The 26872-nt window shown below is 74.5% G+C and carries 21 protein-coding genes; 11 read left to right on the forward strand and 10 right to left on the reverse strand.

Annotated features, from left to right (window positions below; all coding sequences use genetic code 11):
- Positions 1-85: 85 nt before the first annotated feature.
- Positions 86-1327 (forward strand): sensor histidine kinase, encoded by a 1242-nt coding sequence (locus ACZ6EM_RS06990; RefSeq protein WP_465771874.1) that lies wholly within the window; start codon positions 86-88, stop codon positions 1325-1327.
- Positions 1328-1341: 14 nt separating this feature from the next.
- On the opposite strand, the gene ACZ6EM_RS06995 is transcribed toward ACZ6EM_RS06990, so the two are convergent.
- On the reverse strand, positions 1342-3870 hold the full coding sequence (locus tag ACZ6EM_RS06995) for an FtsX-like permease family protein (RefSeq protein ID WP_465771875.1): 2529 nt from the start codon (positions 3868-3870) through the stop codon (positions 1342-1344).
- A 256-nt stretch (positions 3871-4126) separates the two neighbouring features.
- The gene (locus ACZ6EM_RS07000; protein ID WP_465771876.1) at positions 4127-4741 is read right to left on the reverse strand and encodes a response regulator; all 615 of its coding nucleotides are present in this window, start codon (positions 4739-4741) and stop codon (positions 4127-4129) included.
- A gap of 123 nt (positions 4742-4864) precedes the next feature.
- On the opposite strand from ACZ6EM_RS07000, the gene nth reads away from it, so the two are divergent.
- The 4 genes from nth (at position 4865) to ACZ6EM_RS07020 (ending at position 8659) form a co-directional block, all read left to right on the forward strand.
- Positions 4865-5743, forward strand: coding sequence for an endonuclease III (gene nth / locus ACZ6EM_RS07005; protein ID WP_380357878.1), 879 nt, complete (start codon positions 4865-4867; stop codon positions 5741-5743).
- Complete coding sequence (locus tag ACZ6EM_RS07010) at positions 5740-6513, forward strand: NUDIX hydrolase (protein WP_401054446.1); 774 nt, start codon at positions 5740-5742, stop codon at positions 6511-6513. Before nth ends, ACZ6EM_RS07010 begins: the two co-directional genes overlap by 4 nt.
- A gap of 46 nt (positions 6514-6559) precedes the next feature.
- The gene (locus ACZ6EM_RS07015; RefSeq protein WP_380541496.1) at positions 6560-7747 is read left to right on the forward strand and encodes a MarP family serine protease; all 1188 of its coding nucleotides are present in this window, start codon (positions 6560-6562) and stop codon (positions 7745-7747) included.
- Positions 7748-7957: 210 nt separating this feature from the next.
- Positions 7958-8659, forward strand: a complete 702-nt coding sequence (locus ACZ6EM_RS07020; protein WP_359901991.1) for a metal-dependent hydrolase — start codon at positions 7958-7960, stop codon at positions 8657-8659.
- Between the two features lie 37 nt (positions 8660-8696).
- Here ACZ6EM_RS07020 and ACZ6EM_RS07025 read toward each other — a convergent pair whose 3' ends face one another.
- The 7 genes from ACZ6EM_RS07025 to ACZ6EM_RS07055 all read right to left on the reverse strand — a co-directional run bounded on the left by ACZ6EM_RS07025 (position 8697) and on the right by ACZ6EM_RS07055 (position 19341).
- The gene (locus tag ACZ6EM_RS07025; protein WP_359901994.1) at positions 8697-8906 is read right to left on the reverse strand and encodes a hypothetical protein; all 210 of its coding nucleotides are present in this window, start codon (positions 8904-8906) and stop codon (positions 8697-8699) included.
- A 204-nt stretch (positions 8907-9110) separates the two neighbouring features.
- Positions 9111-10241 (reverse strand): alpha/beta fold hydrolase, encoded by a 1131-nt coding sequence (locus tag ACZ6EM_RS07030; protein ID WP_465771877.1) that lies wholly within the window; start codon positions 10239-10241, stop codon positions 9111-9113.
- Positions 10242-10396: 155 nt separating this feature from the next.
- The gene (locus ACZ6EM_RS07035) at positions 10397-10873 is read right to left on the reverse strand and encodes a phage holin family protein (RefSeq protein ID WP_359902000.1); all 477 of its coding nucleotides are present in this window, start codon (positions 10871-10873) and stop codon (positions 10397-10399) included.
- A 418-nt stretch (positions 10874-11291) separates the two neighbouring features.
- On the reverse strand, positions 11292-12698 hold the full coding sequence (gene nhaA / locus ACZ6EM_RS07040; protein WP_465771879.1) for a Na+/H+ antiporter NhaA: 1407 nt from the start codon (positions 12696-12698) through the stop codon (positions 11292-11294).
- 513 nt (positions 12699-13211) lie between these two features.
- A complete protein-coding gene (gene acs, locus ACZ6EM_RS07045) occupies positions 13212-15176 on the reverse strand; it encodes an acetate--CoA ligase (protein WP_401048445.1) in 1965 nt (654 codons plus the stop codon).
- Positions 15177-15417: 241 nt separating this feature from the next.
- Positions 15418-17850: a SulP family inorganic anion transporter gene (locus tag ACZ6EM_RS07050; protein ID WP_465771880.1), complete on the reverse strand. Its 2433-nt coding sequence runs from the start codon at positions 17848-17850 to the stop codon at positions 15418-15420.
- A gap of 483 nt (positions 17851-18333) precedes the next feature.
- Positions 18334-19341 (reverse strand): ATP-binding protein, encoded by a 1008-nt coding sequence (locus ACZ6EM_RS07055; protein ID WP_452178778.1) that lies wholly within the window; start codon positions 19339-19341, stop codon positions 18334-18336.
- Positions 19342-19558: 217 nt separating this feature from the next.
- Here ACZ6EM_RS07055 and ACZ6EM_RS07060 point away from each other — a divergent pair, with 217 nt between their 5' ends.
- On the forward strand, positions 19559-20449 hold the full coding sequence (locus ACZ6EM_RS07060; RefSeq protein ID WP_387726831.1) for a Fic family protein: 891 nt from the start codon (positions 19559-19561) through the stop codon (positions 20447-20449).
- Positions 20450-20828: 379 nt separating this feature from the next.
- On the opposite strand, the gene ACZ6EM_RS07065 is transcribed toward ACZ6EM_RS07060, so the two are convergent.
- Positions 20829-21647 (reverse strand): HAD family hydrolase, encoded by an 819-nt coding sequence (locus ACZ6EM_RS07065; RefSeq protein WP_380541609.1) that lies wholly within the window; start codon positions 21645-21647, stop codon positions 20829-20831.
- Between the two features lie 807 nt (positions 21648-22454).
- On the opposite strand from ACZ6EM_RS07065, the gene ssd reads away from it, so the two are divergent.
- From ssd to ACZ6EM_RS07090, 5 genes are read left to right on the forward strand one after another with little or no spacing between them, the layout of a single operon-like run.
- On the forward strand, positions 22455-23579 hold the full coding sequence (ssd, locus tag ACZ6EM_RS07070) for a septum site-determining protein Ssd (RefSeq protein WP_465771881.1): 1125 nt from the start codon (positions 22455-22457) through the stop codon (positions 23577-23579).
- Positions 23579-24916 carry a TadA family conjugal transfer-associated ATPase gene (locus tag ACZ6EM_RS07075; RefSeq protein ID WP_401053031.1) on the forward strand — a complete coding sequence of 446 codons (1338 nt, stop codon included), beginning with the start codon at positions 23579-23581 and terminating at the stop codon, positions 24914-24916. The genes ssd and ACZ6EM_RS07075 overlap by 1 nt, the downstream gene beginning before the upstream one ends.
- Positions 24913-25065 (forward strand): hypothetical protein, encoded by a 153-nt coding sequence (locus ACZ6EM_RS07080; protein WP_401053029.1) that lies wholly within the window; start codon positions 24913-24915, stop codon positions 25063-25065. The genes ACZ6EM_RS07075 and ACZ6EM_RS07080 overlap by 4 nt, the downstream gene beginning before the upstream one ends.
- A 5-nt stretch (positions 25066-25070) precedes the next feature.
- Entirely contained in the window at positions 25071-26096 is a 1026-nt protein-coding gene (locus tag ACZ6EM_RS07085; protein ID WP_465771882.1) for a type II secretion system F family protein, read from the forward strand.
- On the forward strand, positions 26096-26869 hold the full coding sequence (locus ACZ6EM_RS07090; protein WP_465771883.1) for a type II secretion system F family protein: 774 nt from the start codon (positions 26096-26098) through the stop codon (positions 26867-26869). Before ACZ6EM_RS07085 ends, ACZ6EM_RS07090 begins: the two co-directional genes overlap by 1 nt.
- Positions 26870-26872 lie beyond the last annotated feature (3 nt).

The raw sequence follows: 26872 nt of genomic DNA on the forward strand, positions 1-26872 counted from the left end.
GTGGTGCGGGCGCACGGGGGCGCCGGGTGCGCGGCGGGCTCCCGCTGGGCGCGCGGTGTGTCGAGCCGTCTACCGGGAGTTCCCCTTGGGCCACAGCGCGGACCGAACCGACGCCGATCGCTCCCGTCCGGAGCACCCCGGCGGCTTCGGGCGCTTCGGTGGCTCCGGCGGCTCCGGTGACCCGCTCGCGCGGCTCACCCGGGGCATCGTGGTCATGGTCGCCGTCGGCTTCTGCGCCGCCTCGGTGGTGGCCACGGTCCGCAACCACGACGGCCTGGCCTACCAACTGCCCGCCGTCGCGCTGCTGCTGGTCCTGCTCGGCCTGCAGATCGGGCACGCCGGTCCGTGGCGTCTGGCGCGGCGCTGGTGGCCGTGGAGCCTGGTCGTCCACGGGGTGCTCACCTACCTGCCGTTCCTGTTCTTCGACGGGGCGTGGGTCGGCATCCCCGGGTCGTTCGCCGGTTCGGTGCTGCTGACCGTCGCGTTGCCGCGTTCCTGGATGCTGTTCGTCGCACTGGTGGCCGCCCAGTACCCGCTCTGCGCGGCACTGGGCGGGAACCCCGGCCAGTGCGTCAATGCGTCGGTGTCCACCGCCGTGGGCGGCATCGTGGTCTACGGGGTGGCCCGACTCGCCGACCTGACAGCCGAGTTGAGGGCGGCCCGGACCGAGCTGGCCGAACTCGCGGTGGACCGGGAACGGCTGCGTTTCGCGCGCGACCTGCACGACCTGCTCGGCTCCAGCCTCTCGGTGGCGGCGCTGAAGTGCCAGCTCGCCGAACGGCTGGCCGCGGACGAGCCGGAACGCGCCCGCGCGGAGATCTCCGAGGTGCTGGCACTGGTGCGGCAGGCGATGGCGGACACCCGCCGGCTCCCCAGCGGCGACCTCGGGATGTCCCTGGCGCGGGAGGCGCGTTCGGCGGTCTCGGTGCTGCGGGCGGCCGGGATCGGGGTCGAGGCCGAACTGGACTGCGAGGGGCTGCGGCCCGAACTCGACGCGGTGCTGGCCACCGTGCTGCGCGAGGCGGTCACCAACCTGCTGCGGCACAGCGCGGCCCGGCACTGCGGGATCCGGGCCGGCCGGGACGGGCTCGGCACGGTGCGCCTGGTGGTCTCCAACGACGGCGTGCCGCGCGAACCGGGCGGCGCTCCGCGCGAGGAGGGCGGCGGGCCCGGGTCGGAGGGCGGCGGCCACGGCATCGGGAACCTCACCGAGCGGCTGCGGGCCGTCGGCGGCCGGCTGACCGCCGAGCGGGACGGAGCGGGCTGGTTCCACCTCACGGCCGTCGTCGAGGCCGCGCCCGCCCGGGAGGCCGCCCGCGCCGCCTGACCGGGCCCGCGCCGCTACTCGCGCATCCCCATCGTCTCGACCGGCTTCCGGCGCAGCGCCAGCCGGGTGGTCAGCAGGACGGTGCCCATCCCCAGCAGCGCCGCCCCGCCCAGCACCGCGGCCACCCAACTCCCGGGCGGCGCGGGCCAGGCCGTCCCGGTGAGCGCCAGGCTGACCGGGACCAGGACGGCGGCGGTGACCGCCGCACCGAGGGCGAGAGCCACCGCGACCGTGATCCCGCCCTCCCAGGCCGCCATCCGCAGCACCTGCGGCCGCGTGGTGCCCACCAGCCGCAGCAGCGCGAACTCGCGCCGCCGCTCGCCGGTGGCCATCACCAGGGTGTTGACCACGGCGATCGCGGTGAACAGGCCGATCATGCCGAGCAACAGCCGTCCGACCGCGGTGGCGGACTCCTGCCGCTGTCTGCGGGCCGCGTCGTACTCGGCCCGGTCGCCGACCCGGGCCATCGGGTAGGCCGCGGTGAGGTCGTGGAGTTCCCGGCCGACCTGCCGGGGGTCGGTTCCGGGGGCGGTACGGACCAGGACGGTCGGCGTGAGCGGGTCCGGGGCATGGGCGGCGGCGAAGGGGGCGGGCAGCAGGGCGTCCGCGAACCGCGCGTCGCGGTCGTACACGGCGGCCACCGTCGCGGTGCCGCCGGTGCCGTCCGGCCATGCGATCCGGACGGTGCTGCCGACGCCGGCCTTGAGCGCGGCGGCCGTCCGCTGCCCCAGCGCGATGTCCGCGTCGCGCAGCCCGTCCAACGAGCCGGCCGTCACCCCCGGGTCGACCAGCTCCGCGAGCCCCCGCGGCTCGACGATCCGGGCGTTCAGCCCGTACTGGTCGACGTCCCCGACGGAGGCTCGGACGGTCGTGGAGACCGTGCCGTCGGCCGCCGCGACGCCCGGCAACCGCCGTACCGCGGCGGTGAATTCCGGCGGCAGGCCGATCCCGACGGCCTGGACCACGTGGTCGGCCAGCAGCCGTCGGCCGTCCTCGGCCGCGGTGGCCCGGGCCTTGACCACTGGGACGAACAGCACCGTGCCCGTGAAGGCCACCGCCAGCACCAGCGGGGTGACGGCGGCGGCGAAGCGGCGCGGCTGGGCCCGCAGCGCGGCCGAGGCGAGGAAGCCGGCCGCCGGGAAGAGCCGGCCCACCGGCCCGCCGATCGCCACGCTCGCGACCCGGCCGATCAGCGGTCCGAGCAGGGCCACCCCGAGCAGCAGCACCAGCACCATGCTCTCGGCCGTCCCCGCCCCGCGGTGGCCGTCGGTCGAGTTGGCCAGCACCGTGCCGGACCCGGCGAGCGTCACGAGCCCGAGCCCGGTCCGGATCCGGCCGATGCCGGGCGGTGGCGCCGAGGCGTCGCGCAGCGCCCGGGTGGGCTCGACCCGGGAGGCCCGGCGCGCGGCGGCCGCGACGGCCAGCTGCGCGGTGACGACGACGCCGCCGAGGACGATCAGCGGGGCGGTCGGCCCGATGTGCAGCGGCACGTCCGAGCCGACCACCCCGCGGTCGACCAGTTCGCCCCGCAGCAGCGCGGCGAGGCCGGTCCCGGTGGGGAGGCCGACGACCGCGGCCGCGAGGGTCAGCACCAGCGTCTCCAGGGCGATCATCCGTCGCACCTGTCCGGTGGTGGCGCCGACCGCCCGCAGCAGGGCCATCTCGCGCAGCCGCTGCTGGACGGAGAGCGCGAGCGCCCCCGCGACCACGAAGGCCGCGACGAACAGCGACAGCACGCCCGTCGTCCCGGCCAGCGAGGAGAGGCCGTCGCCGGGCCCGGGAGCGCCGGAGAACTCCAGCTCGCCCCGCTCGTCGCCGGTGTGCACCCGGGGCCCGGACCAGTCCGGCACGCCGGCGCGGTCCCGTGCCGCGGCGAGTACCCGCCGGGCCTGCTCGGCCGGTGCCCGCAGGTCGGCCCCCTCCCGCACGGTGAGCCCGATCGCGTCCGCGCCGGCCGCCGTCCCGGCGAGCTCGGCGGCCTGCCGGGGGCTGAGGAAGAGCGCGCTCTGACGGGCCAACTCCTGTGGTGGCGCGGCGAGTCCGGCCACGGTGTAGCCGCGCGGCGCCTCGGTGGTGGCCAGCCGTACGGTGCCGCCGACCGTTACCCCGGCCCGGGCGGCCGTCGCGGTGTCGAGGACCACCTCGTCCGGCCCGGTCGGGGCGCGGCCGGCGGTCAGCCGGAACGGGGTGAGGGCGGCGCTCGTCCAGGAGTGCCCGAGCGAGGGGCCGCCCTGCGGTCCGGTGAGGACCTGCCCGGAGGCGGTGACCACGGCCGCCGGGAAGGAGACCTCCGGGACGGCGGCCGTGACGCCGGGCAGCCGGGCGAGTTCCGCGGTCAGCGGGCCGGCGTCCGGGATGCGGGTGCCGTCGCCGACCATCACCGGGGCTCCGGCCCAGCGCTCGGTGGGGGTGCCCGCGCGCAGGGCGGACTCCATCAGGACCCCGCAGGCGACGGTCAGGACCAGGGCGCAGACGAGCGCGGTGAAGGCGCCGGCGAAGCCCGCCTTCCGGGCCCGCACCGTTCGCCAGGCCAGCTTCAACACGCGGCTCGACCCCCCGGTGGTTCGCCCTCGATGACATCGCGAGCGTAGTTCCGGGGGCATCGGCCGGATTTCGGTTCGTCAACGAAGGGAGGCCTCGTTGAGGCGTCCTGTGGGCCGTCCACGGGCGGATCCATGCGAAACGCACGGTCCGTCGAACCGGCGGGGCCGTACTGCCCGGGTGTTGGGGTGCCGGTCGCCGAAGCGCGTAGCGCGTAGCGTGGGGCGTGGGGCGTGGGGCGCGGGGAGTGCCGGGGGGCTACGCCGTCGGCAGCCAGCCCATCTCCTCGGCGATCCGGATCGCGTCGACCCGGCCGCGGCCCCCGGTCTTGGCCACCGCGGCGGCCAGGTGGTTGCGCGCGGTGCCCGCGGAGATGAACAGCCGACCGGCGATCTCGGTGGCGGAGTCCCCCTGCGCCGCGAGCCGCAGGACCTCCGACTCCCGGGGCGTCAGCGGGTTCTCCCGGGTGTCCAGGGCGGCCAGCGCCAGCTCCGGGTCGACGACGCGCTCGCCGGCGGCCACCTTGCGGATCGCCGCCGCCAGCTCCTGCGCCGGGGCGTCCTTCCCGAGGAAGCCGAGCGCGCGGGCGGAGAACGCGGCGCGCAGGTGGGCGGGTCGCACCAGCCCGGTGAGGACCAGCGTCCGGCACCCGGGGAGCTTCTCGTGCAGTTCGGCCGCCGCCCGCAGCCCGTCCAGTCCGGGCAGGTCGATGTCGAGCACCGCGACGTCCGGGCGCACCTCCAGGGCGGTCGGCACCACCAGGTCCCCGCGCTCCACGTCGGCGACGACCTCCAGGTCCTCCTCGTACGCGAGGAGGGCCACCAGCGCGCCGCGCACCATGCTCATGTCCTCTGCCAGCAGGACCCTGATCATCCGTACTCTCCCCCTGTCAGGTGACGGCCACGGGCGGACTTCATTAGACAACAGGCCTTGCCAGGACCGGTTTCCGTGCTTGATCGGCCGCGAGCGGTCCGCCGGTCGGCGTAGCCTTCGTGCATGGCAGAGAGCAAGGTCCGGAAGGCCGCGGCGCAGGAGCCGGTGGCGAAGAAGGCGGCGGTGAAGCCGAGGAAGCCGGAATCGCGCCTGGCGATGGTGCGGCGGGCCCGGCGGATCAACCGCGAGCTGGCGGAGCTGTACCCGTACGCGCATCCGGAGCTGGACTTCGAGAACCCGTTCCAACTGCTGGTGGCCACCGTGCTGTCGGCGCAGACCACCGACCTGCGGGTGAACCAGACCACCCCGGCGCTGTTCGCGAAGTACCCGACGCCGGAGGACATGGCGGCGGCGAACCCGGAGGAGCTGGAGGAGATCATCCGCCCGACCGGCTTCTTCCGGAACAAGGCGAAGTCGCTCCTGGGCCTCTCGATAGCGCTGCGCGACGAGTTCGGCGGCGAGGTCCCCGGCCGGCTGGCCGACCTGGTGACCCTGCCCGGCGTCGGCCGCAAGACCGCCAACGTCGTCCTCGGCAACGCCTTCGGGGTCCCCGGCATCACGGTGGACACCCACTTCGGGCGGCTGGTCCGGCGGTTCGGCTGGACCACCGAGGAGGACCCGGTGAAGGTCGAGGCGGCCGTCGCCGAGATCTTCCCGAAGTCGGAGTGGACGATGCTCTCGCACCGGGTGGTCTTCCACGGCCGCCGGATCTGCCACTCCCAGAAGCCCGCCTGCGGCGCCTGCCCGATCGCGCCGCTCTGCCCCTCGTACGGCGAGGGGGAGACCGACCCGGAGAAGGCACGCAAGCTGTTGAAGTACGAGATGGGCGGCCGGCCCGGGCAGCGGCTCCGGCCGCCGGCCGACTTCCCCGGCGAGGCGGCCGCCCGCGCGGACGCCGCCGGCCACCACGGGCACGTCGCGGACCTGGCGGTGGACGCATGAGCGGGCGGTGGGGCCACCCCGGGCCGGAGGCCGGGGGAGTGGCGCGGGGCATCGAGCCGGACGGGCTGCCGCGCTGGCTGGAACCGGTCCGGGAGGCGGCCGAGCGGGTGTTGCCGGAGCAGCTGAGCCGCTTCCTGCCACCGGCCGAGGGCGGCCGGCCGGCGGCCGTGCTGATGCTGTTCGGCGAGGGACCGGAGGGTCCGGACCTGCTGCTGATCGAGCGGGCCCGCTCGTTGCGCTCGCACGCCGGCCAGCCGTCCTTCCCCGGCGGCGTGCTGGACCCGGAGGACGGCGATCCGAACGGCCCGGGCCCGATCGCGGCGGCGCTGCGCGAAGCCTGGGAGGAGACCGGCCTGGACCCGGCCGGGGTGCAGGTGTTCGCGGAGCTGCCCCGGCTGTACATCCCGGTGAGCAGCTTCGTGGTGACCCCGGTGCTCGGCTGGTGGCGCGAGGAGACGCCGGTGCGCCCGGTGGACGCGGCCGAGACCGGCGCGGTGTTCCGGGTCACGATCACGGAGCTGGCCGACCCGGCGAACCGGGTGCGGCTGCGCCACCCGTCGGGGCACATCGGGCCGGCCTTCGCGGTCGCCGGGCGGCTGGTCTGGGGCTTCACCGCCGGCGTGATCGACCGGGTGCTGCACCACGGCGGCCTGGAACTGCCCTGGGATCCGTCCCGGATCGTCGACCTCTCGGACGACGCGCTGGCCCTGGTCCAGGGAGACCTCGAACACTCCCGGGTGCTGCCGGGCGGCGACGCCGACGCTTCGTGACCGGACGTCGGCGCGTGCGGCGCGCGGACCGTGGGAGGGTGTCCGAGTGAACGTCCTGGATGTGCTGCTGATCGCCGCGGCCGTGGCATTCGCCGTGTCGGGCTATCGGCAGGGCTTCGTGGTCGGCGTGCTCTCGTTGGTCGGCTTCCTCGGCGGCGGCCTGCTCGCCGTCGAGCTGCTGCCGCTGCTGGTGCTCGACCACATCGGCCCGGGCACCACGGCCTCGGTGGTGGCCGTCGTGGTGGTGATCGTCCTCGCCGCGATCGGCCAGGCGATCACCGCGCACTTCGGCTGGAAGCTGCGCGGACACATCGGGCGCCGCCCGGCCCGGGTGCTGGACGCGAGCGGCGGCGCGGTGGTGAACGTCGTGTCGATGCTGCTGGTGGCCTGGCTGATCGGTTCGGCACTGGCCGGGGCGTCGCTGCCGACGGTCTCCAAGCAGGTGCGCTCCTCGGCGGTCCTCGGCGGGGTGCAGAACGCGCTGCCCGGCGACGCGCCGAACTGGTTCTCGGACTTCTCCAAGGTGCTCGCCCGCAACGGCTTCCCGCAGGTCTTCAACCCCTTCGAGCACGAGCCGATCACCCAGGTCGACACCCCCGACCCCGCGCTGGCCAACAGCCCGGCGGTGACGCGGGCCCGGCAGAGCCTGGTCAAGGTGGTCGGCACGGCGACCTCCTGCGGCAAGACCCTGGAGGGCAGCGGCTTCGTCTTCGCCCCGCACCGGGTGATGACCAACGCCCACGTGGTCGGCGGGGTCAACGAGCCGACCGTGCAGATCGGCGGAGTCGGCCAGCTGTACGACGCGACGGTGGTCCGCTACGACTGGCAGCGCGACATCGCCGTCCTGGACGTGCCCAAGCTGAACGCGCCCGCACTGACCTTCGCCGGCGAGGCGAAGACCAACGACAGCGCGATCGTGGCCGGCTTCCCGGAGAACGGGGCCTTCAACGTCCAGCCGGCCCGCATCCGCGGCCGGATCCAGGCCAACGGCCCGGACATCTACCACCGCGGCCAGGTGGTCCGCGACGTCTACTCGGTGCGCTCGGTGGTCCGGCAGGGCAACAGCGGCGGCCCGCTGCTCACCCCGGACGGCGAGGTGTACGGCGTGGTCTTCGCCAAGTCGCTGGACAGCGCGGACACCGGCTACGTGCTGACCGCGGCCGAGGTGCGCGAGGACGTCGAGCGGGGCGGCGCCGCGACCGGCCGGGCGGACACCCAGGGGTGCGCGCTCTGACGGGTGCCGGCGGGGGCGGGGCCGGGGTTGTGGTGGGGCCGGGGTGGGGTTGGGGCTGGGGTCGGGCTGTGGCCGGGAGGGCGCGCCGGGCCGGTCCGTCCGATATCCGCCGCCCCGTCAGGCGGCCCTGGTAGCCTCGGCCGCGCTCACCCGTTCGGCTCAACCGGGCGCCGTCCCGGCGTGGGCCCGACGAGAGGTCGTGGCAGTCCGATGATGGGTCACTCGCACGCGGTGAGCGGGGCGATGCTGTACGCGGCCTCGGCTCCCTTCCTGCCCCCGCTGCTCCTGCACACCACCCTGCAGCCGGCGGACATACTGATGGGCACGGTGCTGTGCGCGGGCGCGGCCCTGCTGCCGGACCTCGACCACCACGACGGCTCGATCGCCAACTTCCTCGGCCCCGTCTCCAAGGTGCTCTGCCGCTTCGTGGCGTGGATCTCCGGCGGCCACCGGCACGCCACCCACTCGCTGCTGTTCGTCGCGCTGATGGGCGCCGGCACCTGGGCCGGGGTCACCTACCTGGGGCGCAACTTCACCCTCGGACTGACCTTTTTCCTGCTGGCGCTCGCGATCCGGGCCCTGCGGCTCTGCCCGCCGGGCGACGGACCGGAGGCCTGGATCACCGTCATCGGCCTGGCCGCGCTCGGCACCTTCGGGATGAACACCTGGATGCCCAACTCGCCCGGCTGGCTGCCGTACGCGGTGGCGCTGGGCACGCTGGCGCACCTGCTCGGCGACTGCCTGACCAAGAAGGGCGCACCGCTGCTCTGGCCGCACAAGGAGCGCTACGAGGTCGTGCTGATCAAGCGCAGCGGCAACAGCGTCGAGACCAAGGTGCTGGTGCCGATCATGTCGGTGGCGACCTTCGTCCTGCTCTGGTTCACCGCGCTGTCGCCGACGATCGTGAACTGAACTGAACGGGCCGTGCCGGTCGGCCGGCACCGGGGCCTCAGGTCTCGCGCCGCAGCCGTGCGCCCACCCAGCGGGCGCGCCGGCCGAGGATGCGGGGGATGCCGAGCTGCCGCCGTTCCGTGCGCCGGCGGCCGTCGGGGCCGTCGAAGCCGAGGTCGTCCGCCCGGTCGGGCCGGTGGGCGGAGCGCTGGGGGCTGTTGTGACGTCGGCCGCGCGGGGCGCCGCCGCTTTCGGGCATCCAACTCATACCGGAATGGATGCCCCTGGGCCGGTGGAGGTAACCGCCCGGGCCTCGCCGAAATTGGCCTATGCGGTTGTCATATGAGCGTCAACATAAGGGAGTTGGGCCCGAGAGCCCTTCCGGTCAGCCGAGCGTCCGACCGCACGTACGGCCGCGTCCGGGGTCCCCGGCTCCGCGTGGCCGTGCGGTTGCGTCCGGCCGTGTTCGGGGTCACTCCTTGTGGCGGCCGACCCAGTCCAGCAGCTCGGCGGTGAACTCCTCCGGCGCCTCCTCGTGCGGGAAGTGCCCGACGTCCGGCAGCAGCCGCCAGCGGTACGGCGCCGCCACGTACTCGCCGCCGCCGAGCGCGGTGTGCGACAGCAGCACCGGGTCCGCCGCGCCCTGGACGTGCAGGGTCGGCGCGGTGATCGGCTTCTTCATCCGCCGGGCGAACTGGATGCCGTCCGGCCGGGCCAAGGAGCGGAGCAGCCAGCGGTACGGCTCGATCGAGCAGTGCGCCGTGCTGGGGATCTGGATCGCCTGCCGGTACGCGTGCAGCGCGGCCTCGTCCAGACCGTTCGGACCGGTCCAGGAGGTCAGGTAGCGGCCGACCTGCTCGGCGTCGTCGGCGACCAGGCGGCGCTCCGGTATCCACGGCCGCTGGAAGCCCAGCACGTGCTCGAAGGCGGCGAACTGCCGGCGGTCGGTCAGCAGCGCCCGGCGCAGGTCCCGCGGGTGCGCGGCGGAGACCACGGTGAGGCTCTGGATGACGGACGGCCGCATCACGGCCGCCACCCAGGCCAGGGTGCCGCCGGAGGCGTGCCCGACCAGGTGCGCCCGGCGCTCGCCGAGCGAGCGGATCACCCCGGTGATGTCCAGGGCGAGGTTGCCCGGGTCGTACCCGCGCGGGGTGCGGTCGCTGCCGCCGATGCCGCGCAGGTCGAGCGCCACCGCCCGGTAGCCGGCCTCGGCGAGCGCGGTCAGCTGGTGGCGCCAGGCCCACCAGTACTCGGGCCAGCCGTGCACCAGCAGCACCAGTGGGCCGGAGCCCAGCTCGGCGATGTGGAAGCGGGCGCCGTTGGCCGCGAGGTCGCGGTGCGTCCAAGGGCCGGCCTGCCGGATGCTCCAGGCCTCCGCGTCGCCCGCGGCCGGGCCCCCGGAGGAGGCCGCCGCGAAGGCTTCCCGTCCGGTCTCCCGCCCGCTCTCCCGCCCAGGCTTCCGCGCGGGTGCCGGGCCGGTGCTCCCGGGGGCGGCGCCGGGGTCTTCGGGACCGGCGGGGCCTTCGGCGGTGAGTCCGGCGCCGGAGTCGGGGCCGGATTCGGCGGACGGCTGCGCGGGCACGGGCTTCTGGTCAAGCGGCATACCGAGAGCGTGTCACATCCCGGCGCCGGACACGTGCCCGGCACTCGTGGTCGGCGGGTCCGGAGCCCGCCGGGGCGGGCCCTCCCCGCTCACCGGCGCGGCGCCGTCCCCGCCCGCCCGGGCCGGTCACCGGCGCCCCGCCGACACCGGGTCGGTTACGGGATGCGGCCGAAGGCCCGGTCGATCTCCTCCTGGGTGGCCGGCCGCGGCCGGGCGTTCTTCAGCACGTCGGCGGTCTTCTGGGCGCCCTCGATGGTGCGGACCGGCTTCTCGATCTTCTTGAACGAGCGCCAGGCCAGCATCCCGAGCAGCACCGCGAGCAGCAGGTAGGCGCCCGCCACGACCAGGAAGGACCAGCCCAGCGACAGGCCCAGCGCGTGGATGCCGAAGGCCGCCGCGGCGCTCAGCATCGGGATGGAGAACAGCGCCACCACACCGGCGACGATCAGCGAGACGCCGCCGGAGACGCCGCGCTTGACGTCCGCCCGGATCTCGGCCTTGGCGAGCGCGATCTCGTCGTGGACCAGCGCGGACAGGTCGGCGGTGGCCGCCGCGAACAGCTGCCCCACCGAACGCTCGCCCTCGTAGGGCACCCGGCCGTTGCTGGACGGGTCTGCGGCTCCTGCGGGCATCAGCGGTTCTCCTCTGCGGCTGTGCGGCGTGACGCCGCCGCGGGTGTGCGGTTCCGGGGCCGGCGGGGGTCCGGAGGCGTCTGTGGGTTGTCGACAGCTCAGAATCATGCCCCTACCGGTCAGTCGGACACCACTCCGGGGCCCCGCCGGAGGGATGTGTCCCGGCGGCGGGGGTGCTCCGGGCGCCTCCGCCGGGGCCTGCCGGAGGTCGTCGTCCCCGGTCCTCGGATGCCTCGGTCGGGCCCGCCGGACCGTTCCCCCGCCCCGGTCCTCCGGGTGCCGGCCGAAGAGCCTTCCGGGCCCCGGCCGGGAGGCCTCGGTCGGGGGCTTCCGCCGGGGCGCCCCAGCCGGGGCGTCGGGCAGGGCTTCGGTCAGGGCGTCGGGCAGGGGATTCGGTCAGGGCTTCAGCCGGGGCGTCTCAGTCGGTGTGGCCGGGCCGGCCCTGGTGGCCGGGGCCTGGGTCGCCTTCCTCACCGGCCGCCGGGCCGGGCGACTCGCCGACCCTGGCCTGCCAGGCCGGGTCGTCCTCCTGGTAGATGTCGGGGATGCCGTCCCCGTCCACGTCCCGGTCCTCCTCCTCGCACAGCTCTCGGTAGTGCCGGTTGCGCAGCTTCAGCAGAACCGTGGCGACGACCGCGGCGAGCACCGAGCCCACCAGCACCGCCGTCTTGGCCCGGGCGGCGAGCGCAGGGTCGTCCGGGAAGGCCAGCTCGCTGATCAGCAGCGAGACGGTGAAACCTATGCCCGCGAGCACCGAGACCGCGACCATGTCGGCCCACTTGAGCCGCGGGTTCAGCTCGGCCCTGGTGAACCGGGCGGTCAGCCAGGCCCCGCCGAACACGCCCACCGACTTGCCGACCAGCAGGCCGATCACGATGCCCAACGGGGCGGCCTGGGTGAACACCTCGCGCAGTTTCGGGCCGGAGACGGCCACCCCGGCCGAGAACAGCGCGAACAGCGGGACGGCGAGGCCGGCCGAGAGCGGGCGGACCAGGTGCTCGATGTGCTCGCCGGGGGAGTGCTGCTCGTCGCCCTCCCGGTGGCAGCGCAGCATCAGGCCCATCGCGACACCCGCCACCGTGGCGTGGATGCCGCTCTCGTGCATCAGCGCCCAGGTCACGAAGGCCAGCGGCACGAAGAGGTACCAGCCGTGGACGCCGCGCCGGTGCAGGAACCAGAACAGCGCCAGCCCGACGAAGGCGAGGCCGAGCGCCCAGAACTTGATGCCGTGGCTGTAGAAGATCGCGATGATCAGGATCGCGATCAGGTCGTCGACCACCGCCAGGGTGAGCAGGAAGGCGCGCAGCGGGGACGGCAGGTGGCTGCCGACCACGGCCAGCACACCGAGTGCGAAGGCGATGTCGGTGGCGGTCGGGATCGCCCAGCCACTGGGATGCCCGCCGCTGCCGGAGTTCACCAGGGCGAAGAGGATCGCAGGCAGCGCCACCCCGCAGACGGCGGCGACCACGGGCAGCAGCGCGGCACTGGGCGTGCGCAGCTCACCCGCGACGAACTCGCGTTTGAGCTCGATCCCGGCGACGAAGAAGAAGATCGCCAGCAGGCCGTCCTTGGCCCAGGTGGCCAGGGAGAGGTTCAGGTGGAGCGGGGCGGAGGGGCCGACGGTGTAGTCGAGCACGCTCTGGTAGGCCTGCGGCCAGGCGTTGGCCCAGATCAGTGCGACGACGGCGGCGCCCAGCAGCAGCATGCCGCCGACCGTCTCGGTGCGCAGGGCGTCGGTGATGAAGGTGCGCTCGGGCAGTGACAGCCGGCCGAGGAACTGCCGGCGGCGGGTCGTCGGCTCATGGACGGGCGGCTGGTCGGTCACGCGGGACCTCCTGGGGCTGGGAGCGGCAAATGGATGCACGTGTGGTGCAGTTGCCGACCAGACTTCCCGGCGCGCCCTGTGACGCCCGCGACTCCCGTCAAGGGATCTTGATGCGTCCTTAATAGTCTAGCGGGACGTTTGGGTGACATCCGGATTGTCCTAACAAAGGACTTAATCCCTGCGGGCTGGTTTCGCACTCCGGAGGAGCAGCGGCCCGTACGCGGAACGGCGGCCCGTACGCGGAACGGCGGCCCGTACGCGGAACGGTGGCCCGTACGCGGAACGGTGGCCGCGTACCCGACGGGCGGCCCCGTGCTCGAACGGCGGCTCGGCACCGGACGGCGGCCGGGCCGCTGGGAGAAGGCGGCGGGATACCCGGGTGGGCCCCGCTGTCCGAACGGGTGACTGATGGGACGACTGTGCCCCGGGCGGTGATCACCGCCCGGGGCACAGTCGTCGTCTCAGTGGCGCTCGGCGGTTGCCGGCGCCGTGGGCTCAGCCGTTGTCATGGGCTCAGCCGTTGCCGTTGCTGTTGTCGGAGGGCGGCAGCTGGGCCTGGATCTGGCTCATCACCGTGCTGTCGGCCAGGGTGGTGGTGTCGCCGACCTCGCGGCCCTCGGCGATGTCACGCAGCAGGCGGCGCATGATCTTGCCGGAGCGGGTCTTCGGCAGCTCGCCGACCACCTTGATCTGCTTCGGCTTGGCGATCGGGCCGAGCGTGCGGCCGACGTGCGCCCGCAGCTCCTCGACCAGCTCGGGGCTCTCGGTGACGCCGCCGCGCAGGATCACGAAGGCGACGATGGCCTGGCCGGTGGTGGCGTCGGTCGCGCCGACCACGGCGGACTCGGCCACCGAGGGGTGGCCGACCAGGGCCGACTCGACCTCGGTGGTGGAGATGTTGTGGCCCGAGACGAGCATGACGTCGTCCACCCGGCCGAGCAGCCAGATGTCCCCGTCCTCGTCCTTCTTGGCGCCGTCACCGGCGAAGTAGCGGCCCTCGAAGCGCGACCAGTAGGTGTCGATGTAGCGCTGGTCGTCACCCCAGATGGTGCGGAGCATGGACGGCCACGGCTCGGTGAGCACCAGGTAGCCGCCGGAGCCGTTCGGCACCTCGACGGCGTTGTCGTCCACCACGGTGGCCGCGATGCCCGGCAGGCCGCGCTGGGCCGAGCCCGGCTTGGTCTCGGTGACGCCCGGCAGCGGGCTGATCATGATGGCGCCCGTCTCGGTCTGCCACCAGGTGTCCACGATCGGACAGGTGCCGCCGCCGATGTGCTCGCGGTACCAGACCCAGGCCTCGGGGTTGATCGGCTCGCCGACGCTGCCCAGCACCCGCAGCGAGGACAGGTCGAACTTCGCGGGGATGTCGTCGCCCCACTTCATGAAGGTGCGGATCGCGGTCGGCGCGGTGTAGAGGATGGTCACGCCGTACTTCTGGACGATCTCCCAGAACCGGCCCTGGTGCGGGGTGTCCGGGGTGCCCTCGTAGATGACCTGGGTGGCGCCGTTGGAGAGCGGGCCGTAGACGATGTACGAGTGGCCGGTGACCCAGCCGATGTCGGCGGTGCACCAGTAGACGTCGGTCTCCGGCTTGAGGTCGAAGACCGCGTGGTGGGTGTAGCTGGCCTGGGTGAGGTAGCCGCCCGAGGTGTGCAGGATGCCCTTGGGCTTACCGGTGGTGCCCGAGGTGTAGAGGATGAACAGCGGGTGCTCGGCGTCGTGCGCCTCGGGGGTGTGCTCGGTGGACTGGCGCGCGGTGATCTCGTGCCACCAGACGTCGCGGCCCTCGGTCCACGGGACGTCCTGCTCGGTGCGGCGGACCACCAGGACGTGCTCGACGCCGTCGACCTTGGTGAGCGCCTCGTCGATGGCCGGCTTCAGGGCGGAGGGCTTGCCCCGGCGGTAGCCGCCGTCGGCGGTGATGACGAGCTTGGCCTGGGCGTCCTGGATGCGGGAGGCGACGGCGTCGGAGGAGAATCCGCCGAAGACCACCGAGTGGGTGGCGCCGATCCGGGCGCAGGCGAGCATCGCGACGACCGCCTCGGCGATCATCGGCAGGTAGACGGCGACCCGGTCGCCCTTGCGGACACCGAGCTCCAGCAGTGCGTTGGCCGCCTGCGAGACCTCGTCCTTGAGCTGGGCGTAGGTGATCGAACGGCCGTCGCCGGGCTCGCCCTCGAAGTGGATCGCGACCCGGTCGCCCAGGCCGTTCTCCACGTGGCGGTCGACGCAGTTGTACGCGACATTGAGCTTGCCGTCGGCGAACCACTTGGCGAAGGGAGGGTTGGACCAGTCGAGGGTCTCGGTCGGCTCGACGGCCCAGGTGAGGCGACGGGCCTGCTCGGCCCAGAAGCCCAGACGGTCCTCGGAGGCCTGCGCGTACGCGGCCGCGGTGACGTTGGCGGCTGCGGCGAGCTCTGTCGGCGGGGCGAAGCGCCGCTCCTCCTTGAGCAGGTTGGCCAGGCTCTCGTTGCTCAACGCGCACTCCTCATCGAGTCATGATCGGGGGCGTTCCCGTGCGTGGGGATTGTCCCGTGTGTCCCAGCGCACAGCTCACCAGGCGAACGGGGCAGTTGACAAGAGGCTCCTGGGAATTGGTGTAGACCTTTGACCGATGGCCGACCAGGTTCCGGTCCGATTCACCGCGGAGGACCGGACGGCCGTTCGGGGGTGGGTGGGCCCGTGCCCCGGCCCGCCCGGCGGGACACGGACCCGGCTCTCAGGCGGCCAGTCGGGGGCCCTCCCCGCCGTCCCCGGCCGGAAGCCGATCATCCGCATTCACCCGTTCGGTCGATGCTGTGTCCGGCCGGTCCTCGGAGCCGGTCCCGGTGGGGTTCTCGGCGTGGTGTTCGATTCCGTTCGTGCGATTGCCGGTGCGGGCCTCGATCGGGCTGAACGTCCCGGCGGCCCGGTCCAGGACATAGGCCTGGGCCGTCGCGAAGTCGAAGTACATCCCGACCAGTCGCAGGGTGCCCTCCTCGACCCGGCGCTCCACCGCCGGGTTCGCCATCAACTGGTCCAGCTGCTGGACCACGTTGGTGATGCAGAGCTGCTCCACGACGTCCACCGCCGGCCGGGCGGCGAACTCCGCCGGGACGCGTCGGAGCCGGTCCAGCGAGCCGCGGCCGTTGCGCAACCAGCGGGCCAGGGGGGTGGGCGGCCCGGGGCGCTCGTGCACGCCGTCCAGCAGGGCCTTCATCGCGCCGCAGCCGGAGTGGCCGCAGACCGTGATCGAGCGGACCTCCAGCACCTCGACCGCGTACTGCACCGCGGCGGCCACCGAGTCGTCGGCCGCTCCGGGTTCGTGCGGGGCCGGCACCAGGTTGCCCACGTTGCGCACGGTGAACAGGTCGCCCGGGCCGCTGTTGGTGATCATGCTGGTGACCATCCGGGAGTCCGCGCAGGTCAGGAAGAGCTGGGAGGGCGCCTGCCCCTCGCGGGCCAGCCGGGCGAGTTCCGGCCTGATCAGCGGGGCGGTGTGCAGCTGGAACACCCGGACGCCGTCCAGCAGTCGGCCGTGCGGGTCCTCCTGCTGATCGATGCAGTGATGGCCGACCCAGGGCGTCCAGGCCCGGCACCGGTGCGGGCCCGGTGAACTGCCCGCGCGCACGGTGCCGTCCGGGTCCAGCACTTCGTCGTCCTGGCGGCGCGTCACCATCGAGACCCGGGCGCCCGCGTCCTGGTGCGCGGCCCGCCAGGTGTGCAGCGTCTCGTACGCGGCGTGGTCCAGGAAGGAGCCGTCGTGGATCACCGTGACCTCGGCCCCGGCGGGGATGCCGGCCAGCGCCCGGCTGAGCCGGGGCACGGCGGTGAAGGTGAGCGGGCCGTGCGTCCGGACGGTGACCGTCCCCTCGGGGCCGGTCTCCACGTCCACGTGGGCGCGGGTCAGCCGGTAGAGCGCGAGCAGTACGGCGGCGCCGGCGCCGATCGCGACGCCCCACAGCACGCCGGCGGCCACCACGCCGAGCACGGTGATCAGGTAGACGGGGAACTCGCGGTGCCGGTGCACCCTGCGGATGTGCGCGAAGCTCACCATCTGCAGCCCCACCACCAGCACCAGCGCGGCGAGCGCGGCCAGCGGGATGTGGCGCAGACCGCCGGTCAGCGCCAGCGCGGCGGCCAGCACCCAGACGCCGTGCAGCACCGAAGCCCACCTGGTCCGGCCACCGGCCCGCACGTTGGCGGTGCCGCGCACCGCGCCCCCGGCGACCGGCAGCCCGCCGACCAGGCCGCTCACCAGATTGGCGAGGCCCTGGCCGCGCAGTTCGCGGTCGAGGTCGCCGGTGCGCCGGGACATCCGGTCGATCGCGACGGCGGACAGCAGCGACTCCACGCTGGCCACGGCGGTGACGGTGAGGACGGCGGCGAGCAACCCGAGGACCGGGCCGTGCGGAAGCGCGGGCAGGAGCGACTGCGGGCGCCAGGCGGGCAGCTCGATGTGGGCGAGCCGCAGGTCCAGGGCGAGGACGAGGGCGGTGGCCAGCGCGACCCCGGCCAGCGGGCCGGGCACCTTGGTCAGCCGGGCGCCGAACTCGCCGGCACGACCGGGGAGTCGGCCGAGCCGGGGCCAGCCGACCAGGACGGCGACGGTCACCGTGCCGGCCAGCACCGCGGCCGGGTGCGGGCCGGACAACTGGCCTGGAAGGGCCAGGATGTTGGCGATCGCGGAGCTCTGCGGGGAGCCGCCGAGGACGACGTGGAGCTGCGCGATCGCGATGGTGATCCCGACCCCGGCCAGCATGCCGTGCACGATCGCGGGCGAGACGGCGAGCGCCGTTCGGGCCACCCGACGTGCGCCGAGGAGGAGTTGGAGCAGGCCGGCGGCGACGGTGATGGCACAGGTGGCCTGCCAGCCGTACCGGGCGATCAGCCCGGCGGTGATCACCGTCAGCGCCGCCGAGGGGCCGCTGACCTGGAGCGGTGTGCCGCCGAACAGCCCGACCACGATCCCGCCCACGGCCGCGGCGGCCAGGCCGGCGGTGAGCGGGGCGCCGGTGGCGAGCGCGATGCCGAGGGAGAACGGCACGGCGATGAGGAAGACCACGAGGGACGCGGAGAGGTCCTGGGCCCACCGGATCCGGGGGGCCGGGCCCGGCGGCGCGTGGTCGGTGGTGTCGGAGGCGATGGGGGCGCTGGAGATGTCGAGGGTCATTGTCTTCCCGTCTGTCCGGGGGAGCGAACGCAGTCAGGTCCGGCGGTGAGTCCGGGGTGGGGCTCCGGGGCGGATCGGCTGTCGTGGGTCGCGACGGTGTGGCGGGATGGCGTGGGCGCGGCGGGGGAGTGCGGGTGTCACCGGCCGGCGTTGACCATCAGGCCCGCCAGGGCTCCGGGCGAGGTGCGGGACGTCTCACCGGGGGCCGCCGGGCGAACCATCAAGACTCGGTAAACCGAGGGTAATGAAAGCTTTGCACAGCGTGGTTCCGGGAGGGAAGCGGAAAACCCCCTGATTCACCCCAATGGGTGGTGGCCGAACGGTCGGGAATCTGCTGGTGGCAGGGGTCGTGGCACCAGCCGGCCGGGGACCGGCGACGGGAGCGGGGCCGGGGTCGGTCCCGGAGCAGGAGCACGCACGGCGAACGGGCCGCGGCCTCCCGGGATGGGGAGGCCGTGGCCCGTTCGGCTGCGGTGGTGCGGGTCAGACGTGGGCGCCCGCCGGGGCCGTGCGCCCGCCGTCGTCCGCGAACCCGCCGAGGACGAACTCCTCGTCCACCTGTGTCGCGAGGTCGATGCCGACCTTGGAGTTGGCCCAACTCTCCGCGTTGCGGCGGTGGAAGAGCACCGCCTGCTCGGTGTAGCGGCGCGCGTCCCGCTGCCCGTACGCCGCGTCGGCCTCGAACCGCAGCTCCTCCAGCACGGCCCGGTTGGCCGGCTCCAGGGTCTTCAGCGGCGGTTCGGCACCCTGCTCCAGACGGCGCACCCAGTCCGACTGCCCGAAGGTGGTGAGCAGGTCGGCGCCGACTTCGCGGCGCAGGAAGGCCAGGTCGTCCGGGCCCTGCACCTTGTTGCCGACCACTCGCAGCTGCACGCCGAAGTCGCGGGCGTAGTCCCGGTACTGGCGGTAGACGGAGACGCCCTTGCGGGTCGGCTCGGCGACCAGGAAGGTCAGGTCGAAGCGGGTGAACAGGCCGGAGGCGAAGGAGTCCGAGCCCGCGGTCATGTCGGTCACCAGGTACTCGCCGGGGCCGTCCAGCAGGTGGTTGAGCAGCAGCTCCACCGCGCCGACCTTGGAGTGGTAGCAGGCCACCCCGAGGTCCTCCTCGGTGAACGCGCCGGTCGCCAGCAGCCGTACCGAGCCCTCGTCCAGCGCGATCGGGCGGGCGCAGGAGGCGTAGACCGGGTTCTCCTCGACGATGCGCAGCAGCCGCGAACCGCGCCCGGGCGGCGTGGTTTTGATCATCTCGTCGGAGGAGCGGATCAGCGGGTTGCTGCCGCGCAGGTACTCCTTGATCTCCGGCAGGTGTCCGCCCAGCGGGGGCAGTTCGGCGGCCTGATCGTCGGTCAGCCCCAGGGCGGGGCCGAGGTGCTGGTTGATGTCGGCGTCCACGGCGACGACCGGCCGGCCCATGGCCGCCAGGTGGCGGATGAACAGCGCGGACAGCGTGGTCTTCCCGCTGCCGCCCTTGCCGACGAAGGCGATCTTCATCTGGGGACTCCGGCTCTCGCTCAGGGCCCTCGCTGCGGGCCGCCTGCCCGGGGTTGCGCGCGCCGCGACCCCTAGTTGGAAATCGTTATCGTCTCCGATAGTGGCCATGCTAGCCGGGGTTTGGGTTCCGTCGCGGGCGGGAAGTGAGGATTGCCTCTAATGGGTGATGCGGGGTTGCTGTTCCGGGAGGGGCGGCCCGTTCATTACTCTCGGGTAGGTGAGCACTGGAACTGATCCCCTCGCCCCGCTGGCCCAGCTCCCCGGGGTGCCCGACGCGGTGGCCGAGGTGCGCAAGGCCGTCGACCGCCTCTACGGCCACCGGGTGATGCGCCGCCGGGCGGCCGAGGTCACCTCCGAATCCGCGCTGCGCGGCGCCCGCGCGTCGGCGGCCCTGGCCGGGGCCGACTGGCCGCTGGAGGAGGTCCGCCGCCGCAGCGACTTCGGCGCGGACCCCGAAGCCCGGACGGTCGGCGCGGCCCTGCGGATCGCCGCCGAGGCCGGCCAGCTGCTCAGCATCTGGCGGCACTCGCCGCTCCAGGTGCTGGCCCGGCTGCACCTGCTCGCGGCGGGCGACGGCGATCCGGCGGCGGGGCGCCCGCGACGGGCCGGCGAGGGCGCCGAGGAGCTGTTCCCGCTGGAGCTGGAGCCGGTGGAGAGCGTCGAGGTCGACGCCGTGGACGGGCCGTTGCCCGTGCTGCCGCCCGCCCCGGGCGCGGAGGAGGTCGCGGCCCGGCTCGACCAGCTCTCCCGGCTGCTGGTGGCGCGTGCGGAGGGCCAGGGGGTGGGCACGCCGGCCCTCGTCGTGGCCTCGGTGGTGCACGGTGAGCTGCTCGCGCTGCGGCCGTTCGGCACCCACAACGGGGTGATCGCGCGGGCCGCCCAGCGGATCGTGCTGATCGCCGAGGGGCTCGACCCGAAGTCGATCTGTCCGACCGAGGTCGGCCTGGCGGAGCTCGGCACCGCCGCCTACCGCCGGGCCCTGGCCGGCTACCTGGCGGGCACCCCCGAGGGGATGGCGGCCTGGATCGCGCACTGCGGCCGGGCGTTGCGGCTCGGCGTCCGGGAGAGCACGGCGGTCTGCGAGGCGATGCAGCGCGGGATGGTCTGAGCGGTCGGACCGGGGCGGCGCGCGCTCCGCGAGGGGGCGCGCGAACACGCGGATGCGGCGGCACCTGATCCTGCCGGGTGCCGCCGCTGGTGCAGATACCGGGTGACCATGCATGCACCGGAAGTGCCGATCAGACGGGGATCCTGCCCGTTCGTCTGGTCCGGCGGCCCGACAGCGGGTCGGCTGCATGTGGGTGCCCGGATATCTGTACGTGCGGTCCGTGGGGCCTGAACTGCGTTGTCGGTTTGACCTCTTAGGTCCTGACCGGGTCTCGCGGGCCGTGCTTCATTTGTATCGCGTTTCGGGCGAAAGGGGAACCCGAAACGAGAAGTCTGTCCCGGTTGACCGTTTTGTCCAAGGAGCGCCGGGCGGCACGGCCTCAGGCGGCGGGGCGCCGCCGGCGGGCCAGGTACCAGATCACCCCGGCGGTCACCACGGCCGTCCCGACCGCCACGGCGGTCAGCACCGAGCCGCTCGGGGCGGAGAACTCGGGCAGCCGGCGCCGCAGTTCCACCGGCTTGTCGAAGACCAGCACCGGCCACTCCCGTGCCTGCGCCTCCTTCCGCAGCGCCCGGTCGGGGTTGACCGCCGACGGGTGGCCGACCGCCTCCAGCAGGGGCAGGTCGGTGGAGGAGTCGCTGTAGGCGTAGGACGCGGCCAGGTCGTAGCCCTCGGTGGCGGCCAACTCCCGGATGGCGGCGGCCTTGTTCTCGGCGTAGGCGTAGTACTCGATCTCGCCGGTGTAGCAGCCGTCCTCGACCTTGAGCCGGGTGGCGATGACGTGGTCCGCGCCGAGCAGCCGGCCGATCGGCTCGACCACCTCGGAGCCGGAGCTGCTGACGATCACCACGTCCCGGCCGGCCGCGTGGTGCTGCTCGATCAGCGAGGCCGCCTCGTCGTAGATGATCGGGTCGATCAGGTTGTGCAGCGTCTCGGCGACGATCTCGCGGACCTGCTGGACGTTCCAGCCCCGGGTGAGCGCGGAGAGGTACTCGCGCATCTTCTCCATCTGGTCGTGGTCCGCGCCGCCGACCAGGAAGACGAACTGGGCGTACGCACTGCGCAGGACGGCCCGACGGTTGATCAGGCCGCCCTGGTAGAAGGGGCGGCTGAAGGCCAGTGCGCTGGACTTGGCGATGATGGTCTTGTCGAGGTCGAAGAAGGCCGCCGTGCGCAGCCCGCCGGGTCGAGGGCGCACGGGCGGGCGGAGTTCTCCGGGCCCGGTGGTGTCGCCCTGGGACTCGTCGGCGTACTCGTCGGCGTTCTCGGTGGTGTCCACGGGAACCGAGGATAGAGGGAGCCGCAAAACACCCCGCCATTCGGCGTACTCGTGGGCGTGCGGGTTTGTGTTTCTGGCCGCTCGGGTACACCATGGAAGTCACGGATCGTTCGCGACCGTGCTAACCCGGTCCGGCTCCTCCCCCCCGAGCCGGGCTGTGGATAGACGACCCCCGCTCTCCCCCCCGGCGGGGGTCGTCGCACGTCCGGGGCCATTTTCAGGGCTTGAACGCCCCTCGCGGTGCGTTCGCCGCTGTCGTGCCGACGGCTTGCAGGGGGTGTCGTCACCTCGGCCCGCCGATCGACTTTCGTCACTCTGCGTTGCCATTTGCTCAGGTTCGTCGGAGATCGAACGGCTGGTTCCGATCGGTGCTGCGGGCCCGCCCGGAAGCGGTGTCGGGAAGGTGTCGAGCACCGAGCGGGAGTGCCTTCGAACGGGATGCCGAGGGTCGCCGGTTCATCTCGGTGACCCCCTTTCGTCAATTCTTCACCGATTAGCCCCCCGCCCGGGTGAACGTTTTCCTCCACAGTCCACGAGTTATCCACAGGCAATCGGAACTCGGATGACGGAATCCGGATCTCCCCCCACCGTGATGTCCGGCGGCGGTCGCCGGACAGGGCCTCACCCCTTCCATCCCCAGAGGGTCTGTCGGGCGGCCGTCCGCCGGAACCGTCCGACGTGCGCCGCCGGCCACCCCGGTGGCCGGCGGCGCGGAGGGGAGAATCCATGTCGACGCCGATCGCCGACCACATCACCGCCGAGGGCCCCGCGGTCGCCGGGCCGCTCGTCGTCACCGAGGACGACGGCCTGGCCGAGCACCTGCTGCGGATCTGCGCGGCGGCGGGCACCGAGCCGAGGCTGGTCCGGGGCGCGCCGCCGACGCGGGAGCTCTGGGAAGGGGCCTCGCTGGTCCTGGTCGGGGACGACCAGGCCGTCCGCTGCTCCGGGCTGGGGCGGCGCGGCGGGGTGCTGCTGCTCGGGCTGGACCTGGACGACCCCGGGGTGTGGGTCAGAGCCGTCCAACTCGGGGCCGAGCACGTGCTGTTCCTGCCCGACGCCGAGGCCTGGCTGCTCGACCGGATCGCCGACGCGGCCGAGGGCGTCGGCTGCCCGGCGGTCACCGTCGCGGTGCTCGGCGGGTCCGGCGGGGCCGGAGCCTCGACCCTGGCCTGCGCGCTGGCGGTCACGGCCGCGCGGGCGGGCCGGCGGACGATGCTGCTGGACGGCGATCCGCTGGGCGGGGGCCTGGACATCCTGCTCGGCGGCGAGCGGGTCAGCGGGCTGCGCTGGCCCGATCTGGCCGGCTCCCGCGGGCGGGTCAGCGGGGCCGAGCTGGCCCGGGCACTGCCGGCGCTCAAACGCCTCTCCGCGCTGTCCTGCCTGTCCTGGGACCGCGGCGACACCCTGACGGTGCCGCCGGAGGCCATGCGCAGCGTGCTGGCCGCCTCCAGACGGCGCGGCGGGCTGGTGGTGGTCGACGTGCCCCGCCACCTCGACGCGGCCGCCGGGCAGGCGCTGGAGCAGTCCGACCTGGCGCTGCTGGTGGTGTCGGCCGAGCTGCGCGCGGTGGCCGCCGCCGACCGGGTCGCGGCGGCGGCCCGGATGAGGCTCGGGGACGTCCGGGTCGTGGTGCGCCCGGCACGGGCCGGCGGGCTCCCGGCCCGGCAGATCGTCCGCGGGCTGCGGTTGCCGCTGGCGGGAGAGCTGGAGCCGGAGCCGGGCCTGGCCCAGGACATCGTGAAGGGCGTCCCGCCCGGGAGCCGGGAGAGCGGCCCGCTCGCGCGCTTCTGCGCGAGCTTCCTGAACGAGGTGCTGCCGCCGGTGCCGGCGGTCGGAGGAGGTGTGTACTGATGGTCCGTCTGCGCAGAACGGTCCTCCGGACCGGCTCGCCCGAACCGGGCGGCGGTGCGCGGGAGCACCGGCCGCTGCGGAGCGTGCCGCCGCCCGGCGGGCCGCCCGAGCCCGCGCACGAGCCCTGCCCGTACGGCCGGACGGCCCGCGAGCAGCGCACGGCGGCGCTGGTGGACGCGGTCCGGCTGCGGCTGGCCGAGTCGGGGGCCGCCCCGACGGCCGGCTCGGTCGCCGCCGCGCTGCGGGCCACCCGCCCGCCGCTCGGCGGGGACGAGGTCCTGGACACCGTGCGCTCGCTGCGCGCCGAACTGGTGGGTGCGGGCCCGCTGGACCGGCTGCTGGCGGCGCCCGACGTCACGGACGTCCTGGTGAACGGTCCGGAGGAGGTGTGGGTCGACCGTGGCGGCGGCCTGCGGCGAGCCGACGGAGTCCGCTTCGCCGATGCCGCGGCGGTGCGGCGGCTGGCCCACCGGCTGGCCACCGCGGCCGGCCGGAGGCTGGACGACGCCCGCCCGTGGGTGGACGCCCGACTGCCGGACGGCACCCGGCTGCACGCCGTGCTGCCGCCGATCGCGGCCGGCTGCACCCACATCTCGCTGCGGGTCTGCCGCCCCCGGCCCTTCACGCTCGACGAGTTGGTGGCGGGCGGGTCCCTGCCACCGGAAGGCGCGCAGCTGCTGGCGGGCATCGTGCGGGCCAGGCTGTCGCTGCTGGTGTCCGGTGGGACGGGCTCCGGCAAGACCACGCTCCTGTCGGCCCTGCTCGGCCTGGTCGGGCCGGACGAGCGGATCGTGGTCGCCGAGGACTCCGCCGAGCTGCAGCCGGCCCACCCGCACGTGGTCCGCCTGCAGAGCCGGCCGCCCAACCAGGAGGGACTCGGCGAGTTCACCCTGCGGGACCTCGTTCGCCAGGCGCTGCGGATGCGCCCGGACCGGCTGGTGATCGGCGAGGTCCGCGGCGCCGAGGTGTCGGACCTGCTGGCCGCGCTGAACACCGGGCACGAGGGCGGCTGCGGCACGGTCCACGCCAACACGGCGGCGGACGTGCCGGTCCGACTGGAGGCCCTGGGCTCGCTCGCCGGTCTCGACCGGCCGGCGCTGCACAGCCAACTGCGGGCCGCGCTCGACGTGGTGGTGCACCTGGTCCGCGACCCGGGCTCGGGGCGGCGCCGGGTGGCGGAGATCCACACGCTGACCGGAGCCGGTGACGGGTCGGCCGTGACCATGCCCGCGGTGGCCTTCCCGGCGTCCGGCGGCCTGCGTCCCGGTGCGGGTTGGGAGCGGCTGATCGGACTGCTGGCGGCACGCGGGGTGTCGCTCGGGTCGGGGCAGCCGTGATCGCGGTGACGGTGACGGTGGCCGGGTCGGCGAGTGCGGACGCGCGGGCGGTGGAACTCGCCTTCGCCCTGCTGCTGAGCGGGTGCGCCGTGGGCGCCCTGCTGCTGCTCGGCGCTGCGGGGCGCAAGGACCGAGGAGGACGGAGGTGAACAATGTGACGCAGAGTCAGCCTGCCTTCTGCTGGGCCGCAGTGCTGTGCCTGGTGGCCGTCGCGGCGTGGCGTGCGGTGCAGGAGCAGTTGCCGGGCGGGCGGCGCTCCAGGCTGGTGCTGGCGGGCAGCGGGCCGCCGGTGCTGCGGGTGGGCCCGGAGACGGTGGTGCGGGCCCGGGGTCGGCTGCCGGGGTTCCTGGCACCCGAACTGCTGCTCCTGCCGGCGGGACTGGCCGCCGGGCAGGCCACCGCCTCGCCGGTGCCGGTGCTCGCGGCGGCCCTGGCCGTCCTGCCGCTGCGCAGGTGGCGGTCGCGCAGGCGCCTGGCGGCGGAGGCCCGGCACCGGGCCGCGGCCGTCGTGGAGCTCTGCTCCGGCCTGGCGGGGGAGTTGCGCGGCGGGGCGACGCCGGAGCAGGCGCTGCACCTGGTGACCGTGCGGCTCGCCGCCGACCCGGCGGGGCTGCGCGGGCTCGGCGAGGAGCCGGTGGCCCGGCTGGCCGCGGGCCGCTACGGCGGGGACGTGCCCGCCGCGCTGCACCTGCTGGCCGAACTGCCGGGCGGCAGTGGGGCCGCGGCCATCGCGGCCTGCTGGCGGGTGGCCGCGGACAGCGGGTCGGGGCTCGCCGCCGCGCTGGACCGGGTCGCCGAGGCGCTGCGCGGCGAGCGGGCGCTGGCGGAGGAGATCGCCGGGGAACTGGCCGGGCCGCGCGCGACGATCGCCGTCCTGGCCGCGCTGCCGGGCATCGGGCTGCTCCTCGGCGCGGCGCTCGGGGCCCACCCGTTGGAGGTCCTGCTGCACACCCCGGCCGGGCTGGGCTGCCTCGTGGCGGGGGCGGTCCTGGAGGGCCTGGGCGTGTTCTGGACGGCACGCATCGTCCGGGCGGCGGCCCACGGCGCGCTGGAGGCTTCTCCGGGGCGGCGCGAGCGAATTCGAGCCTCCGGCCGTACGGCGCCCGGCCCTCGGGCGAGCGGGCGGGTCTGCGGGCTGTCGCGGGTGCGCGCACGGGCGCTCGGGGCGGTGGCGAGGTGATGCGGGGCATCGAGTGGGTCGCGCTCGCCCTCCCGGTGGGCGCGACGGCCCTGGGGTGGACGCCGGTGCGTGGCCGGGTGAGGCGCCGACGGGTGCTCGCCCGGGCCCGGGGCGGAAAGGGGACGGCAAGGCGAACCGGGCTGACGGCCACGGATGTTGGGCGCCGACGCCGGGCGGTCACAGCGGCCGTCGCCGGGCTCGCGGCGGCGGTGCTGCTCGGTGGTGGCACCGGACTGGCCGTCGGGGTGCTGCTGGCGGTGGGCGTTCACCGGTGGTCGGCCCGGGCGCGGTCGCCGGTCGACCGCCGGGAGGCCCGTGACGAAGAACTGCTGACCAGGCAACTCCCGCTGAGCGCCGAGCTGTTGGCGGCCTGCCTCGGGTCGGCGGCGCTGCCCTCGGACGCCGTGTCGGCGGTGGGCCGGAGTGTGGGTGCGCCGCTGGGGCCCCGGCTGGTGGCGATCGGGGCCGAACTGGCCCTGGGCGCGCCGCCGGAGCTGTGCTGGAGCCGACTGGGCGAGCAGCACCCGCCGCTGGCGCCGCTGGCGCGCTGCCTGGAGCGCAGCAGCCTCGGCGGCGTCCCCGCCGCGGGCCCGCTGATCGGGCTGGCCCAGGGGCAGCGCACGGCGGCTGCCCGCGCGGCCCACGCCCGGGTCCGCCGGGCGGCGGTGCTCGCCACCGCGCCGCTGGGGCTCTGCTTCCTCCCGGCCTTCGTCCTGATCGGCGTGGTGCCGGTGGTCGTCGGCCTCACCAGCCGCTTCGCGCAGGCGATGTGAACA

The sequence above is a fragment of the Kitasatospora sp. NPDC041917 genome (assembly GCF_055589745.1).